Here is a 15,067-nt window from a genome sequence, read left to right as displayed (position 1 = left end):
GCAGCCTTGAATCAACAAGCGATCACGCCGTCAACCTTTGTCCACGAGGCCTAGTGGGTAGAAGCCGTCGGCGGCGAACGTCAGATCGGGCTGACGTGGCTTCCCCAATAGCTTGGATAGTAGTCCCATTCCGCTCTCCTTCAAGTGAGACGCCTTACGGAGGTCGAAGGATCGTCGGGTTAGCGATGGGCAGGAAGTCGCTCCTGACGCTAGCAACGGTTCCTATTGACCCTTACCCCTAAGGGGTGACGACTCCGCAGCTTACCCCTACATGCCCGCCTCCATGCCAGTCCCCGACACCCGTCTAAATATGCGTACAGCCGCCCGTACCAAGGCGCGCGCCGCCGCGCGGCTCGCGGCGGTGCAGGCGCTCTACCAGCACGAGATGGAGGGCACCGCCACCACCGCGCTGCTCCACGAGTTCCACCAACACCGCATCGGCGCGACGATCGAGGAGGTCGAATATGCCGAGGCCGACATCGACTTCTTCGACGACCTCGTCCGCGGCGCCCGCGCGCGCGCCGACGAGATCGACGAACTAGTCGCCCGCCACCTATCGAAGGGCTGGACGCTGCCCCGCCTCGACAAGCCGATGAAGGCCATCCTGCGCGCCGGGACCTACGAACTCCTCGCCCGCGCCGATGTGCCCGTGGGCGTCGCGATCAGCGAGTATGTCGACGTCGCCCACGCATTCTATGACCGGCGCGAGGCGGGCTTCGTCAACGGCCTGCTCGACGCGATCGCCAAGGAAGTACGGAAATAGCAATGGCCGAGGTCGTCAACCTCCGCCGCGCCAGGAAGGCGATCGGCCGCACCGCCGCCGAGGCCCAGGCCGCCGCGAACCGCGCCGCCCACGGCCGCACCCGTGCCCAGAAGCAGGCGGACAGCGCCGTGATCGCCCGCCGCGACCACGGGCTCGACGGGGCCAAACGCGACCGCTGATCGGGGCTGACCTGACGAGGGCACCGGGTACTCCTGGCGGGGGGGGCACGAAACCTTTGCCAGCATACACGCTTTTTTCACGCTTGCCGTGCTTTGGAAGGCCCGCTAATCCCACGACTGTTTCAAAAAGGGAATTTCTGAAATGAAGATCGCCAAATATCTGCTCGCGGCCGCCGCGTCCTGCATGACCGTCGCGCCCGCGATGGCGGCTTCCGCCAACCCGGCGGCGAGCCTGTCGGTCTCGAAGTCGGTGCGCGCCGGTTCCTCGACCGCCAAGGACAGCAAGGCCGCCGGCGGCACGGGCGGCATCTTCGCCCTGCTCATCGCGGCCGGCGTCGCGGCCATCGTGGTCATCGCCGCCATCCAGAACGACGACGACTCCGACAGCAACTAAGAATTCGACGACGCAATCGGCATAGGATGCGACCGCGTCTCATGCCGATTTCGTGTGTACGAGATATTTCGTGTGTACGAGATTCAGGGCTGACCTTCCCGACGACCTGTCGGACGCGGTCGCCAGCAAGTTGAGATGTCGATCGCAGGCGTGACGCATGCCTGGACCGCACCGACAATACCGACATGAACACTGTCGCCAAGACCTTGTTGCCGCTCCGCGGCTGGCCGGTCGTCGCTCTCCGAACTGGATCCGGTCCGAACCCGGTGTTAACCAGCGGACGTTATACCGGGTCCAGATGCTACCCGGAGGCTCCATGACCGTCGCGACGAAGATCGATCCTACAAAACTGTTGGAAACCGCGTCGAAGGCTGTTTCCGCGTTGAAGCAGGCGACCGAGGGCCACGAAGCGGAGGAGACGACGGCAGCGACGATCGGCACCCTTCTGTCGATCACTCGGCTCATCGCCGACCTGAGCGCGCAGGTCACGAGCCTGCGCGGCGCGACGACGGCGCGCGAGGCGGCGCTGCGGCGGATCGCCAATCTGGAGGTCCGCAGCGCGTCCGAGCTGATCGAGGCGAGCCGTTGGAAGGAAGTAACGGCCGAACTCCAGTCCCTCGCCGAAAGCGCGTTGGAGGGCGAGCGCAAGCGTCCCTCGCGCGAGATCGCCACCTAACCGCTCGGACAACGTCCCAATCCAAAACCGGCGACCTTCCGCTGCGCCCGCGCTATGGATGGCGCGGTGAACGAGTCCGACCTCCTCTCGCTCCTTCGCACGCTGCCGCTTCACCCCGGCGGGCGCGGCTTGCGGGACGATGCCGCCATCGTGAACGGCCTCGTCCTAACGACCGACACATTGGTCGAGGGCGTCCATTTCCTCCCGACCGATCCGCCCGGCGACGTCGCGTGGAAGCTGTTGGCGGTGAACCTGTCCGACCTCGCCGCCAAGGGCGCGACGCCCGAGGGCGTGCTCCTCAACTATCCCTTGAGCGATCCCGACTGGGACCGCGCCTTTTTCGACGGCCTCGACATCGCCCTGCGCGAGCATGCCTGCCCCGTGATCGGCGGCGATACCGTCACCCTGCCGCGCGGAGCTCTCCGCATCCTGACCCTCACCGCGCTCGGCCGCGATGCCGCCGCGCCCTCGCGGACCGGGGCGCAAGCGGGAGACCTGCTGTGGGTCACCGGCCCGATCGGCGACGCGGGGGCGGGGCTCGCCATCGCACGCGGGGAAACGGGCCCACCCGAACTCCTTCGGGCCTATCGCCGCTCGACGCCCCGTCTCGTCGAGGGTCGCGCCCTCGGCGGACATGTCCATGCGATGAGCGACGTGTCCGACGGCCTCCTGCTCGACGCGGCCCGCATGGCGGACGCGAGCGGCCTGGCCGTCACGCTCGACCTCGCCGCCGTCCCCCTCTCCCCCGCCTACATCGCCCACCGCAGCGACGCGCGCGCCGCCCGCCTGTTCGCCTCGACCGCGGGCGACGACTACCAGCTCCTTTTCGCCGCGCCGCCCGGCTATGTTCCCCCCGTGCCCGCCGCTCGGATCGGCGATTTCGCTCCGGGGCGCGGCCTGGCGCTCCACGACGCGGGCGAGCCGCTGCCCCTCCCCGGGATGCTCGGCTACGAGCACTCGCCTCTTGCGCCCGTCCGCCCGGCACCATAGCCTCCCCGCATTGGCGCGACCCCATGCAAAAGCGGGGCGTGGGTAGGGAAGGAAGACCGAAGGCATGACCATCGTCTACATCGCCATGGCGTGCGGCGTCCTCGCCGTGCTCTACGGCGTCGTCACCAGCCGTCAGATCCTGGCGCTCTCGCCCGGCAACGAGCGGATGCAGGACATCGCGAGCGCCATACAGGAGGGCGCGCAGGCCTACCTCGCGCGCCAATACACCGCGATCGCGGTGGTCGGCGCGGCGGTGGCGGTGGTCCTGTTCCTGACGCTCGGCACGCTGTCGACGGTGGGCTTCCTGATCGGCGCGGTGCTGTCGGCGGCGGCGGGTTATGTGGGCATGAACATCTCGGTGCGCGCCAACGTCCGCACCGCCGAGGCCGCGCGCACCTCGCTCCAGGGCGGGCTGACGGCGGCGTTCCGGTCGGGCGCGGTGACGGGGATGCTGGTGGCGGGCCTCGGCCTCCTCTCCATCGCCGGCATCTTCTGGTACCTGGTCGAGGTGCAGGGTCACGCCCCCGCCGACCGCGAGGTGATCGAGGCGTTGACCGCGCTCGCCTTCGGCGCGTCACTCATCTCCATCTTCGCGCGCCTGGGCGGCGGCATCTTCACCAAGGCGGCCGACGTCGGCGCTGACCTGGTCGGCAAGGTCGAGGCGGGCATCCCCGAGGACGACCCCCGCAACCCCGCCGTCATCGCGGACAATGTGGGCGACAATGTCGGCGACTGCGCGGGCATGGCCGCCGACCTGTTCGAAACGTATGTGGTCACCATCGGCCTGACGATGGTCTCGATCGCGCTCCTCGTCCCCAACGCCGAGCGGTTGTTCGAGCTGATGGCGCTCCCGCTCCTCGTCGGCGGCGTCTGCATCATCACCTCGATCATCGGTACCTACACCGTCCGGCTCGGCAAGGGTTCGATCATGGGCGCGCTCTATAAGGGGTTCTGGACCACCACGCTCCTCGCCGTCCCCGCCATCTACCTCGCCACCACCTACGTGCTGGGTGACCTCGCCCAAATCGTGTCGTCGGCCGCGACCTCGACCCTCGACGCCTCGGGCGGAGTCGGCTCCGAAACGGGCGCGGCCCGCGACGCCGGGCTGACCTTCACCGGCTGGGACCTGTTCTGGTCGATGATGATCGGGCTCGCCGTCACCGGGCTGCTCGTCTGGATCACCGAATATTACACCGGCACCGACCACCGCCCCGTCCGCTCCGTCGCCAAGGCGTCGGAAACCGGCCACGGCACCAACGTCATCCAGGGGCTGGCGATCAGCCTGGAATCGACCGCGCTCCCGACCCTCGTCATCGTCGTCGCGGTGATCGCGGCGTTCCAGCTGGCGGGGATCATCGGCGTCGCTTTCGCCGCCACCTCGCTCCTCGCGCTCGCGGGCATGGTCGTCGCGCTCGACGCGTACGGCCCCGTCACCGACAACGCCGGCGGCATCGCCGAGATGGCCGGGCTGCCCGACGACGTCCGCCACCGCACCGACGCGCTCGACGCGGTCGGCAACACGACCAAGGCGGTGACCAAGGGGTACGCGATCGGCTCGGCCGCGCTCGCCGCGCTCGTGCTGTTCGGGGCCTACACGACCGATCTCGACCGCTTCAAGGTCGAGCTGGGACTGACCGCGCCCGTCAATTTCTCGCTCAACAATCCGTACATCATCGTCGGGCTGCTCTTGGGCGCGTTGCTTCCGTACCTGTTCGGCGCGTTCGGCATGACCGCGGTCGGCCGCGCGGCGGGGCATGTCGTCGAGGATGTCCGCCGCCAGTTCCGCGAGGATCCGGGCATCATGGCGGGCACCAGCCGCCCCAACTACGCCCACACCGTCGACATCGTGACGAAGGCCGCGATCAAGGAGATGATCGTCCCCTCCCTCCTTCCCGTCCTCTCCCCGATCGCGGTCTATTTCATCATCGCCGCGGTCGCCGGCCGCGAACAGGGGTTCGCGGCGCTCGGCGCGATGCTGCTCGGCGTGATCGTGTCGGGGCTGTTCGTCGCTATCTCGATGACGTCGGGCGGCGGCGCGTGGGACAACGCCAAGAAGTACATCGAGGACGGCCATCACGGCGGCAAGGGTTCCGAAGCGCACAAGGCGGCGGTGACGGGGGACACGGTGGGCGATCCGTACAAGGATACGGCGGGTCCAGCGGTGAACCCGATGATCAAGATCACCAACATCGTGGCGCTGCTGCTGGTCGCAGCCCTTGCTGCGAGCGGCTCTTGAAGCAGCGCCCGGCCGAGGGGCACCCCGCAAAGTATTACTTTGCGGGGTGCCCCGGCGACCGCGCGGGATCGTTCCCGCACATGTCGACCGACGGCACCGCTTTGCCGCGACGCCCCTCCTCCCCTCCTTTGACAACCCACCCCCGCCGCCATAGCTTCCGCTCATGATCCATGTCGCCCTCTCCATCCCGGAAGCCGAACTCGGCTGGGCCCGTTCGCAGGTCGAGGCCGGCAAGGCCCCAAGCGTAGACGCCTACTTCGCCGACCTCGCCCGCCGCGATCAGGAGGAGGCCGAGGAGATTACCCGGATCCAGGCGCTGCTCGATGAGGGAGACGCGTCCGGTGTCGATCCGCGGCCGGGCGAGCAGATCATGGCCGAGGTGAGAGCGAAGTATTTCGGCGCGAATGCCTAAACTGGCGCTGGCGTTCAATCGCCTGGCCGTCGCGGACTATCGCGACATCATCAATTCAGCGCGGAGCACTTTGGCCGGGAAGTCGCTGATACGTACCTTGCGGGCTTGGATGCCGCGGTCGAGCGCTTGCGCGAGTTCCCCGAGATGGCGCCGGTCGATACTCGCTACACGCCGCCCACGCGCCGTCTCCATCACCGCGGCCAACACATCTTCTACCGTGTCGAGTCCGATCACGTCCTGATCGTCCGCATCCTCCACCACGCCCGCGCCACCCCCACCGCGATTTAAGCTAAAGTTATAGTCGGCATTCCGCGCTTGATTTCATTTTAGACCCCAGCCAGCATCAGCGCAGAACAAAAGGGGGAGCACGTACATGGACCTAGCCACCCGTCTCGTCGAACTCGAAAAGCGCACCGCCTAGCACCGCGAGCTGCTGTTAACGGAAGAGGCTGCTAAGACCGCGCTCGTCCTCCCCTTCTTTCAGGCGCTCGGTTACGACGTGTTCAACCCGTCGGAGGTAATCCCCGAATTCACGGCGGACACTCACGGCCGCAAGGCGGAGAAGGTCGACTACGCGCTCTGCGCTGACGGCCGCGTCAACATCCTCGTTGAATGCAAGCCGTCCTCCGTCGATCTTGACCTGAAGCACGCCGGTCAGCTCTTTCGCTATTTCCAAGTCACGAACGCGCGCGTGGCGATCCTGACCAACGGCGTCGTGTACCAGTTCTATTCGGACACCGAACAGCCTAACAAAATGGACGAGAAGCCGTTCTTCATCTTCTCACTCGACACCATTAAGCGTTCGGACCCCGCGACGCTGGAGCGTTTCACCCGCGCGCAGTTCGACATAGGCGCCATCATTGCGGAGGCTGGCCGCCTTAAACTCGAAAGTCAGGTCCGGATTGAGCTCGACCGCGAGTTCGCGCAGCCCTCGGAGGAGTTCGTCAAACTTATCGCCCGGCGCGTCACCTCTAACCAACTCACTGCCGCCGTGCGCGAGCAGTTCTCGGGACTCATCACCGTTTCCATCGCCCAACTGGTGCGCGACCGCGTCAACGACCGCCTCACCTCCGCTCTCCACGTCGCCAATCCCGAGCCCGCCGTGCTTGATGAGGGACAATCGGACGATATGTCGGACGCAGGCGACGGCGTAATTACCACCGAAGACGAGATTGCGGGCTTCCGCATCATCCAAGCGATCGCTGCGCGTCACGTCGACCCCAAGCGCATCGTGATCCGCGACTCAAAATCATACTGCGCGATTCTTCTCGACGATAATAATCGCAAGGCGCTGGCCCGGCTGCACTTCAACAGCCCGACCACGCGCTATGTCGGCGTGTTCGAGGGCAAGACGGAGACGCGGCATGCGATTCAGGAGATGACCGAGCTTTATAAGCTGGAGCCGCGGATCACGGCGCGGTTGGCGGAACTAAGCGGGGGCTGAGTCTGGCGTATACAGTCGCATATGTCCGGCGATGGAGCTGCGTTGCCGTGATACCGCCAAGCCGACCTTCTAATCCACTGCGAGCCGCGGGCTCGGTCAACGCCCGATCTGTCCCTCGCCTCCGTTCCCGTCCCGCATTAGCTTTGCCGGGAGTGCCGAGTTCGCCGAAGGCTCCGGGCGGGCGCTCTCCCCCCGGCATCCACCCCAACCAGTTCCTCGGGCTCGAGCTCAACCCGCGCGCGGCGGTGATCGCAGAGCTGGTGCTGTGGATCGGCTGGCTCCGCCATCGCCTCGCCAACCACCCGGACGCGATCGGCGATCCGGTGCTGCCGACGCTCAGCAACATCAACGGCGGCGCGCATGGCGGCTATGACGCGGTGCTGGTCCGTCGCGCGGACGGCTCGCCCGACACCGAGAACCCCCGCCGCCCCGACTGGCCCGAGGCGGACTTCATCGTCGGCAACCCGCCCTTCATCGGCGGCAAGGACCTGCGCGCCCGGCTCGGGGCCGAGTATCCCGGCTATGCCGAGGCGCTGTGGGCGGCCAACCCCGACGTGCCCCCGTCCGCCGATCTCGTGATGCACTGGTGGAACCGCGCCGCTGACATCCTGACCCGGCCCGGCACCCGGCTCCGGCGATTTGGCTTCGTCACCACCAACAGCATAACCCAGGTCTTCAGCCGCCGCGTAATAGAGAGGCACCTGGGGAAAGCAGGAAGCACTCCTTCTTCTCCCTCTCCCCCTCGGGGAGAGGGCCGGGGAGAGGGGCTGTCCAATGCACCGGCCCCACCGACGGTGAACCCGGCAACCCCGGCAAACATCGCGCCCGGAACAGCCCCTCTCCCCGACCCTCTCCCCAACGGGGAGAGGGAGAAGAACCCCCTTTCCCTCGTCTTCGCCGTCCCCGACCACCCCTGGATCACCCAGCCCCGCACGGACGGTCGCCGCCGCCCGCGCGCCGAGAAGGGCCCCGCCGCCGTCCGCATCGCCATGACCGTGGCGCAGGTGGGCGAACATGAGGGGCGATTGGTGGAGATCACCCACGAGGACGCGCTCGACACCGACCTGCCCCGGCTTGCGACGCAGGAAGTGCGCGGCCGGATAAACGCCGACCTGACCATCGGGACTGACGTTACCGCCGTAGTGCCGCTACGGGCGAACGAGGGCGTCTGTTCGCCGGGCGTGAAACTGCACGGCGACGGCTTCATCGTTACCCCCCGCCGAGGCCGAGGCGCTCGGGCTCGGCAGGCGCCCGGGGCTGGAGGCGCATATCCGTCCCTACCTCAACGGCCGCGACCTCCTCCAACGCCCGCGCGGCGTCATGGTCATCGACCTGTTCGGGCTGGCGGAAAAGGAAGTCCGTGACCGCTTTCCCGAGGTCTATCAGCATCTGCTACCGACGGTGCGCGAAGGTCGCTCGGCACAGGTGGAGCGATCGGCCACTGCCGACGCGAAGGCGTACCTCGCCGCATGGTGGCAATTCGGGAAGTCGCGTCCCGAACTACGCGCGGTGCTCGCGACGGTGCCGCGCTACATCGCTACGACCGAAACGTCGAAGCATCGCATCTTTCATTTTCTGGACTCGTCGATCTTGTCCGACAACATGATCGTAGCGCTCGCCTCCGATGACGCTTTCCACCTTGGAGTGCTCTCGTCGGACATCCACGCCGACTGGAGCATGCTTCAGGGCGGCACGCTTGAAGACCGCTCCCGTCATTCAAAGTCGCTGGTCTTTGACCCGTTCCCCTTTCCTGATCCTACACCTATTCAACGCGCGGCCATTGCCGACGTCGCTGGGGAGCTGGACTAGGTCCGTCGCGATGCGCTCGCCGAAGACGCCAGCTTGACCATGACCGGCCTCTACAACCTCGTCGCCGCCGTTCGCGACGACACGCTCCCGCCCGCCCGGGACGCCGCCGCGGTCCGCGCCCGCGCGCGGATCGTGGCCAAGCTCCATGACGATCTCGACCGGGCGGTCGCCGACGCCTATGGCTGGGGCGACGAATGGCGCGCCGCCCCGCTCCCGCCCGCCGAGATCGTCGCGCGCCTCGTCGCCCTCAACGCCCAGCGCGCGTCCGAGGAGGCGCAAGGGCAGGTCAGATGGTTACGGCCGGAGTATCAGGCGCAGCGCGGCTTGCGCGGCCCCGCGCGCATGACTCGCGCAAGCCCGGCCGGCGGGGCCCAAGCCCCGACCGACGGCGCGGCTCAGCCGCGACGCCCCTCCGTCGGAAACAGCCACCCTCCCCCTTGCAATGTTGGAAATCGCAAGTCACCGTCCCACCCGACTTGGCTTCCAGGCCACGCTCTTTGATATTGCCGGACAGCCTTCGCCCTCCCATGTTCAGCCGGACACGGTCGCGAAACAATATATCAGGGGTGCGCAACACTCTTACCGAACTGGCGTGACCTTCGTTACCTTCGGGTGACGTGACCCCCGCCCAACCCGCCCGCGTTGGCGTGAACTTTAGTGAACTTCCATTTTCCGCCCCCGTCCGCTAGGGCGCGGCCGAACTCCGATCCGAAAGATAGCTTGCTTGGCGAAAGAAGAACTCCTCGAAATGCGCGGCCGCGTGGTCGAGCTCCTCCCCAACGCGATGTTCCGCGTCCAGCTCGAGAACGACCACGAGGTCCTCGGCCACACCGCGGGCAAGATGCGCAAGAACCGCATCCGCGTGCTCGTCGGCGACGAGGTGCTGTGCGAACTCACCCCGTACGACCTGACCAAGGGCCGGATCACCTACCGGTTTAAATGATTTCCCCGTCACCCCGGACTTGATCCGGGGTCCCGCTTCTTCTTTCAGGCAGCGGGACGAAGCGGGACCCCGGGTCGAGCCCGGGGTGACGTAGATGAGTGACGGAACAGCATGAACTTCGTCCTCGCCTCCACCTCGCCCCGCCGCCTGGACCTCGTCCGCCGCCTCGGGATCGACCCGCACCGCGTCGTCGCGCCCGCGATCGACGAGGCCCCGCGCCCGCGCGAGCTCCCTCGCGACTATGCGCTCCGCGTCGCGGTCGAAAAGGCGCACGCCGTCGATCGCGCCCCGGACGAGGTCGTCCTCGCGGGCGACACGACGGTCGCGCTCGGCCGCCGCATCCTGCCTCCAGCCGACACCGCCGACATCCAGCGCGACCTGCTCGGGCGCTTGTCCGGCCGCCGCCACCGCTGCCTGTCGGCCGTCTGCGTCATCGCGCCCGACGGCACCGTCCGCACCCGCCTCGCCGACACGATCGTCGCCTTCAAGCCGCTATCCATGCAGGAGGTCGACGCCTACATCGATTGCGGCGAGGGCCTGGGCAAGGCTGGCGGCTATGCGATCCAGGGCCGCGCGGAGGCGTTCGTCCGCTTCATCCACGGCTCGCATTCCGGCGTGATGGGCCTCCCCCTCTTCGAGACCCGCGCCCTCCTCCGCGCGAGCGGGCTGCCGCTTGCCTGAATGGCTTTTCGAGGCCGGCATCGGCGAGCACCGCGCCGCGCTGGTCGAGGACGGCGTCATCACGGAGGCCGCGATCGAGCTGCCCGGCACTCTCCGCCTCGGCACGGTGGCCCGCGCCCGTCTGCTGGAGGCGCGCCCCGGCCGCGTGCTGCTCGACGGCGGCGGAGAGGCGACGCTCCACCCCGTTCCCCTCGCCCTGACGCAAGGCGCGGCGCTTACCGTCCGCATCGTCCGCGAGGTCATCCCCGAACCCGGCCGCCCCAAGCTCCCCCGCGCCGCGCCGACCGACGAGGTTGCCGCCCCCGGCCCAACTCTCCGCGACCGCATCGCCGCCGGCGCCCACCCCGTCCGCGACCTCCTGCCCCACCATCCCGACGCGCTGGAGGAGGCGGGCTGGTCCGAACTGCTCGACGAGGCGACCACCGGCGAGATCGCCTTTCCCGGCGGTGCGCTCCGCATGTCGCCCACCCCCGCCATGACGTTGTTCGACATCGACGGCGACCCGCCGCTCGGCACCCTGGCGTTGGCCGGGGCGAGCGCCGCCGCCGCCGCGATCCGGCGAATGGCGATAGGCGGCTCGATCGGCATCGACTTCCCGACCCTGTCCGGGAAGGCCGAGCGTCAGGCCGTCGCCGCCGCGATCGACGCCGCGCTGCCCCCGCCCTTTGAACGCACGACCGTGAACGGCTTCGGCTTCCTCCAGATCATCCGCCCCCGCCCCCGCGCCTCGCTCCCCGAACTGCTCCGCGCCGACCCCGTCGGGGCCGCCGCCCGCGCCGCGCTTCGCCGGATCGAGCGCGAGCCGCCGACCGCTCCCACCCGCCACCGCCTGCCCGCCGCGGCCCTGGCTCGCATCGAGGCGGAGGGCTGGACCGCCGAACTGGTGCGCCGCACGGGCCGCGCGCCTATATGGGACCGGCCATGACCTGCCCTTTGTGCAAGAAGCCCGCCCACCCCGACTACCGCCCCTTCTGCGGCCGCGCGCACCGTGACCGCGACCTGCTGCGATGGCTCGGCGAAGGCTATCGCATCCCCGGCCGCCCCCTGGTGGACGAGGACGAGGCGAACGGCGGGGCGGGACTGGACAGCCCGACGGAGCGTGACTAAAGCCGCCGCTCCGATCGTTGGAACGGTTCGGGCCCGGGTAGCTCAGGGGTAGAGCAGACGACTGAAAATCGTCGTGTCGGTGGTTCAAATCCGCCCCTGGGCACCTTCCAGCCGGCCATGGCGTCACTAGGCCGCTTCGGCGGCCTGCATATGCGACGCGCTTCATCGTCGCGTCGAACGGACGTTGCTCCCGGCCTTCTAATTCTGGCGTGGTGGTCCGGCAGGCGCTAGCAGACAAGATTATTAACCATTAGCGCCGCAAAGACGAGCATGTCGAAAGGGGAACTGGTGGCGTCGATCCCGGGAGTTTCATCGCGAACGGAGCTGCACGCGGCGGTGGCGCGCTATCGCACCGCGTTCATCACGGTCGCGGTGCTGAGCGCCGTGCTGAACGTGCTGCTGCTGGGCGGATCCATCTATATGATGCTCGTCTACGACTCGGTGCTGCCGAGCCACAGCCTGCCGACCCTGTACGGCCTGCTGGCGATGATCGTCGTGGTCTACGCGTTCCAGGGACTGTTCGACACCATGCGCCAGCGCATCCTGTCCGACGTCGCCTCCGGGCTCGATCGTCAGCTGTCGCGGCGTGTCCAGCTCGCCATCTCGGAGGCTTCGTTGCGCGGCGGACGGATGCCCGGCGACGGGCTGACCGCGATGCGCGACCTCGATCAGGTACGCGGCTTCCTGGGCGGACCGGGTCCATCGGCGTTGATCGACCTGCCCTGGATCCTGTTCTTCCTCGCGATCCTGTTCCTTCTGCATGTCTGGCTCGGCGTCACCGCGCTGGTCGGCGCGCTGATCCTCATCACGCTGACCTGGATCACCGACCGCCGCACGCGCGAGCCGATGGGCCAAGTCTCGCAGGTCGCGGCGATGCGTAACGGCATGGCCGACAGCAACCTGCGCCATGTCGAACTCCTGACCGCGCTGGGCATGCGCAGCCGGATGCAGGAACGCTGGAGCGAGGTGAACAACCTATATCTCGGCGCGAACGACCGCATGGCGCGCACCGTCGGCGTGCTCGGCGGCACCAGCAAGATCTTTCGGCTGCTGCTCCAGTCGCTGATCCTGACGGTCGGCGCGATCCTGGTGATCGACGGCAGGGCGAGCGGCGGCGTGATCTTCGCCTCGTCGATCCTGGCCGGCCGCGCGCTCGCCCCCGTCGATTCCGCCATCGCCAACTGGCGCGGCTTCACCGCGGCGCGGATCGGCTGGAAGCGGATCAGCGACCTACTGGACCGCATCCCCGGCGAGCAGGCGGTCATGACGATCCTGCCCCGCCCCAAGGCCGAGCTCGCCGTCCAGGGCCTCGTCGTCGTGCCGCCCGGCACGCAGCGGGTCACCGTCCAGAACGCCGATTTCAAGCTGTCCGCGGGCGACGCGCTCGGCGTCGTCGGCGCGAGCGCGGCGGGCAAGACCTCGCTCGGCCGCGCGCTGATCGGCGTGTGGCGGCCGGCGCGCGGCGCGGTCAGGCTCGACGGCGCGACGCTCGACCAATGGCACCCGGACGCGTTGGGGGAGTTCATCGGCTATCTGCCGCAGACGGTCGAGCTGCTCGACGGGACCGTCGCCGAGAATATCGCGCGCTTCGATCCCGAGCCCGACTCGGCGGCGGTCATCGCCGCGTCGGAGGTCGCGGGCGTCCACGAGATGATCGTGCAACTGCCGCAAGGGTACGATACCTCCGTCGGCTCCGACGGGTCCCAGCTGTCCGCCGGCCAGCGCCAGCGGATCGGCCTCGCCCGCGCGCTCTACAAGGACCCGTTCCTGGTGCTCCTCGACGAGCCCAACTCCAACCTCGACGCGGCGGGCGAGGTCGCGCTCGAGGGCGCGGTGCGCGCCATCCGCGACCGCGGCGGGATCGCGGTGCTGATCGCGCATCGCCCCTCGGCCCTCGCCCAGGTCAGCCATGTGTGCTTCATGCGCGACGGCCGGATCGAGGCGTTCGGCCCCCGCGACGAGGTGCTCGAGAAGATCACGTCCAAGCCCGTCCCGTTACGCAACCCCAACCGGCCCCAGGCGGCCGGCGACGCGGCTGCGGCGTAGATTAAGGTACCCCCCATGGCCACCAACCTTCCCGCGTTGCTCGGCGACCGATCCCGCTACGGCATCGCGCCCTACGACCCCGACCACAACATCAAGTCCAAGCTGCGCCTGTCCCTCATCGCCATCGCGATCCTGGTGTTCGGCCTGGGTGCCGCGGCGGCGTTCGTGCCGATGGGCGGCGCGGTGGTTGGCAGCGGCCAGGTCGGCGTCGAGTCGCGCGTGAAGCGCATCGCGCACCCTACGGGCGGCATCATCTCGGCCATCTACGTCAAGAACGGCGATCGGGTCAGGAAAGGCGACATACTGATGCGCCTGGACGACACCGTAACGGGCGCGGACGCGCAGCTGTCGGGCCTGTCGGTCGACCAGCTGCTCGCGCAACGCGCGCGGCTGGAGGCGGAACGGCTGGGCGTGGCCGGCATGGCCTTGCCGCCGGAATTGCGGGCGAACACCGACGAGGGCGCGCGAAAAGCGATCGCCGACGAGCAGAAGCTGTTCGCGCTCCGCCGTGTCGAGCAGGCGGGGATGCGCGCGCAGCTCGACGCGCGCGTCCGCCAATACGGCCAGCAGATCGCGGGCTACCGCTCGCAGATCGACGCGCTGCAGAAGCAGACCGCCTTGATCGAACCCGAGCGAAAGGGGGTCAAGGAGTTGTGGGACAAGGACCTGGTCACGATCAGCCGCCTCAATCAGCTCGAGCGCACCCAGGTCGATTTCCAGGGCAACATCGGCGCGCTCCGGGCCCAGATCGCGCAGACGGAAGCGCGGATCACCGAGGCGCGCGAGCAGATGCTCCAGCTGAGCGACACGCGCCGGTCGGAGGCTGGTACGCAGCTCGCCCAGGTCAACGCGACCCTGAACCAGCAGCAGGTTCGCTCGGTCTCGGCGGGCGATACGTTCGATCGCTCGGTCATCCGCGCGCCCTATTCGGGGGCGGTCGACAAGGTCGCCTTCGCGACGATCGGCGACGTGATCCGCCCGGCGGAGACGATCATGGAGATCGTGCCGGACGGCGACCGCATGGTGGTCGAGACGTCGGTCAGCCCGGCCGACATCGACCAGATTCAGTCGGGCCAGCGCGCGCGCATCCGCTTCACGGCCTTCAGCTCGACCGCGACGCCCGAGATCGAGGGCAGCGTCGCGGTCGTGGCGCCCGAGCGCACGACGCAGCAGGAGACGCAAGCGAGCTTCTATGCGGTGCGCGTCCGGATCGACGAGCGGGCGCTGTCGCGCGAGAAACAGATGAAGCTTGTCGCCGGAATGCCGGCCGAGGTATATATCGAGACGGGCGACCGATCGATGCTGAGCTACATCACCAAGCCGTTGCGCGACCAGTTCGCGCGATCGTTCAACGACGGCTGAAGATCGAGACAGGGTTAAGGGGGGA

At 68.2% G+C, this 15,067-nt stretch carries 17 protein-coding genes, 1 tRNA gene and 1 pseudogene; all 19 read left to right on the top strand.

The window, feature by feature from the left end:
- The first annotated feature begins 310 nt into the window (after positions 1-310).
- Positions 311-763: a transcription antitermination factor NusB gene (nusB, locus tag ACFE71_RS02150; protein ID WP_375427167.1), complete on the top strand. Its 453-nt coding sequence runs from the start codon at positions 311-313 to the stop codon at positions 761-763.
- A gap of 2 nt (positions 764-765) precedes the next feature.
- The gene (locus tag ACFE71_RS02145; RefSeq protein WP_375427166.1) at positions 766-942 is read left to right on the top strand and encodes a DUF4169 family protein; all 177 of its coding nucleotides are present in this window, start codon (positions 766-768) and stop codon (positions 940-942) included.
- Positions 943-1,084: 142 nt separating this feature from the next.
- Complete coding sequence (locus ACFE71_RS02140; RefSeq protein ID WP_375427165.1) at positions 1,085-1,336, top strand: hypothetical protein; 252 nt, start codon at positions 1,085-1,087, stop codon at positions 1,334-1,336.
- Positions 1,337-1,652: 316 nt separating this feature from the next.
- Positions 1,653-2,012, top strand: coding sequence for a hypothetical protein (locus ACFE71_RS02135; RefSeq protein ID WP_375427164.1), 360 nt, complete (start codon positions 1,653-1,655; stop codon positions 2,010-2,012).
- A gap of 66 nt (positions 2,013-2,078) precedes the next feature.
- Entirely contained in the window at positions 2,079-3,002 is a 924-nt protein-coding gene (thiL, locus tag ACFE71_RS02130) for a thiamine-phosphate kinase (protein WP_375427163.1), read from the top strand.
- Positions 3,003-3,066: 64 nt separating this feature from the next.
- Entirely contained in the window at positions 3,067-5,238 is a 2,172-nt protein-coding gene (locus ACFE71_RS02125) for a sodium-translocating pyrophosphatase (protein ID WP_375427162.1), read from the top strand.
- 163 nt (positions 5,239-5,401) lie between these two features.
- Complete coding sequence (locus ACFE71_RS02120) at positions 5,402-5,650, top strand: type II toxin-antitoxin system ParD family antitoxin (protein WP_375427161.1); 249 nt, start codon at positions 5,402-5,404, stop codon at positions 5,648-5,650.
- 99 nt (positions 5,651-5,749) lie between these two features.
- Positions 5,750-5,938 (top strand): annotated as a pseudogene (locus ACFE71_RS02115) (type II toxin-antitoxin system RelE/ParE family toxin); the annotation flags it as partial.
- 211 nt (positions 5,939-6,149) lie between these two features.
- A complete protein-coding gene (locus tag ACFE71_RS02110) occupies positions 6,150-7,094 on the top strand; it encodes a type I restriction enzyme HsdR N-terminal domain-containing protein (RefSeq protein WP_375427160.1) in 945 nt (314 codons plus the stop codon).
- 152 nt (positions 7,095-7,246) lie between these two features.
- The gene (locus ACFE71_RS02105; protein WP_375427159.1) at positions 7,247-8,458 is read left to right on the top strand and encodes a DNA methyltransferase; all 1,212 of its coding nucleotides are present in this window, start codon (positions 7,247-7,249) and stop codon (positions 8,456-8,458) included.
- The gene (locus ACFE71_RS02100) at positions 8,352-8,903 is read left to right on the top strand and encodes a type IIL restriction-modification enzyme MmeI (protein ID WP_375427170.1); all 552 of its coding nucleotides are present in this window, start codon (positions 8,352-8,354) and stop codon (positions 8,901-8,903) included. Before ACFE71_RS02105 ends, ACFE71_RS02100 begins: the two co-directional genes overlap by 107 nt.
- Positions 8,904-8,942: 39 nt before the next feature.
- Complete coding sequence (locus ACFE71_RS02095) at positions 8,943-9,404, top strand: hypothetical protein (RefSeq protein ID WP_375427158.1); 462 nt, start codon at positions 8,943-8,945, stop codon at positions 9,402-9,404.
- Positions 9,405-9,627: 223 nt separating this feature from the next.
- Positions 9,628-9,846, top strand: a complete 219-nt coding sequence (gene infA / locus ACFE71_RS02090; RefSeq protein WP_375401886.1) for a translation initiation factor IF-1 — start codon at positions 9,628-9,630, stop codon at positions 9,844-9,846.
- A gap of 111 nt (positions 9,847-9,957) precedes the next feature.
- Positions 9,958-10,527, top strand: coding sequence for a Maf family protein (locus ACFE71_RS02085; protein ID WP_375427157.1), 570 nt, complete (start codon positions 9,958-9,960; stop codon positions 10,525-10,527).
- Complete coding sequence (locus tag ACFE71_RS02080) at positions 10,520-11,452, top strand: ribonuclease (protein ID WP_375427156.1); 933 nt, start codon at positions 10,520-10,522, stop codon at positions 11,450-11,452. Before ACFE71_RS02085 ends, ACFE71_RS02080 begins: the two co-directional genes overlap by 8 nt.
- A complete protein-coding gene (locus tag ACFE71_RS02075) occupies positions 11,449-11,634 on the top strand; it encodes a DNA gyrase inhibitor YacG (RefSeq protein ID WP_375427155.1) in 186 nt (61 codons plus the stop codon). The genes ACFE71_RS02080 and ACFE71_RS02075 overlap by 4 nt, the downstream gene beginning before the upstream one ends.
- 31 nt (positions 11,635-11,665) lie before the next feature.
- A tRNA-Phe gene (locus ACFE71_RS02070) sits at positions 11,666-11,737 on the top strand.
- Positions 11,738-11,904: 167 nt separating this feature from the next.
- Positions 11,905-13,680, top strand: a complete 1,776-nt coding sequence (locus ACFE71_RS02065; RefSeq protein ID WP_375427154.1) for a type I secretion system permease/ATPase — start codon at positions 11,905-11,907, stop codon at positions 13,678-13,680.
- Between the two features lie 15 nt (positions 13,681-13,695).
- A complete protein-coding gene (locus tag ACFE71_RS02060; protein WP_375427153.1) occupies positions 13,696-15,042 on the top strand; it encodes an HlyD family type I secretion periplasmic adaptor subunit in 1,347 nt (448 codons plus the stop codon).
- Positions 15,043-15,067: the final 25 nt, after the last annotated feature.

Source organism: uncultured Sphingomonas sp., from assembly GCF_964237155.1.
In the GTDB taxonomy this organism is placed as follows: Bacteria; Pseudomonadota; Alphaproteobacteria; order Sphingomonadales; family Sphingomonadaceae; genus Sphingomonas.
The sequence above is the reverse complement of the archived record's forward strand: the minus strand, read 5'-3'. Positions and strand labels throughout refer to the sequence as shown.

What these genes read in the sequence shown, in the direction of transcription:
- nusB (WP_375427167.1), top strand. Translation starts at nt 311, where the DNA reads ATGCGTACAGCCGCCCGTACCAAGGCGCGCGCCGCCGCGCGGCTCGCG.
- ACFE71_RS02145 (WP_375427166.1), top strand. Translation starts at nt 766, where the DNA reads ATGGCCGAGGTCGTCAACCTCCGCCGCGCCAGGAAGGCGATCGGCCGC.
- ACFE71_RS02140 (WP_375427165.1), top strand. Translation starts at nt 1,085, where the DNA reads ATGAAGATCGCCAAATATCTGCTCGCGGCCGCCGCGTCCTGCATGACC.
- ACFE71_RS02135 (WP_375427164.1), top strand. Translation starts at nt 1,653, where the DNA reads ATGACCGTCGCGACGAAGATCGATCCTACAAAACTGTTGGAAACCGCG.
- ACFE71_RS02125 (WP_375427162.1), top strand. Translation starts at nt 3,067, where the DNA reads ATGACCATCGTCTACATCGCCATGGCGTGCGGCGTCCTCGCCGTGCTC.
- ACFE71_RS02120 (WP_375427161.1), top strand. Translation starts at nt 5,402, where the DNA reads ATGATCCATGTCGCCCTCTCCATCCCGGAAGCCGAACTCGGCTGGGCC.
- ACFE71_RS02095 (WP_375427158.1), top strand. Translation starts at nt 8,943, where the DNA reads ATGACCGGCCTCTACAACCTCGTCGCCGCCGTTCGCGACGACACGCTC.
- ACFE71_RS02085 (WP_375427157.1), top strand. Translation starts at nt 9,958, where the DNA reads ATGAACTTCGTCCTCGCCTCCACCTCGCCCCGCCGCCTGGACCTCGTC.
- ACFE71_RS02075 (WP_375427155.1), top strand. Translation starts at nt 11,449, where the DNA reads ATGACCTGCCCTTTGTGCAAGAAGCCCGCCCACCCCGACTACCGCCCC.
- ACFE71_RS02065 (WP_375427154.1), top strand. Translation starts at nt 11,905, where the DNA reads ATGTCGAAAGGGGAACTGGTGGCGTCGATCCCGGGAGTTTCATCGCGA.
- ACFE71_RS02060 (WP_375427153.1), top strand. Translation starts at nt 13,696, where the DNA reads ATGGCCACCAACCTTCCCGCGTTGCTCGGCGACCGATCCCGCTACGGC.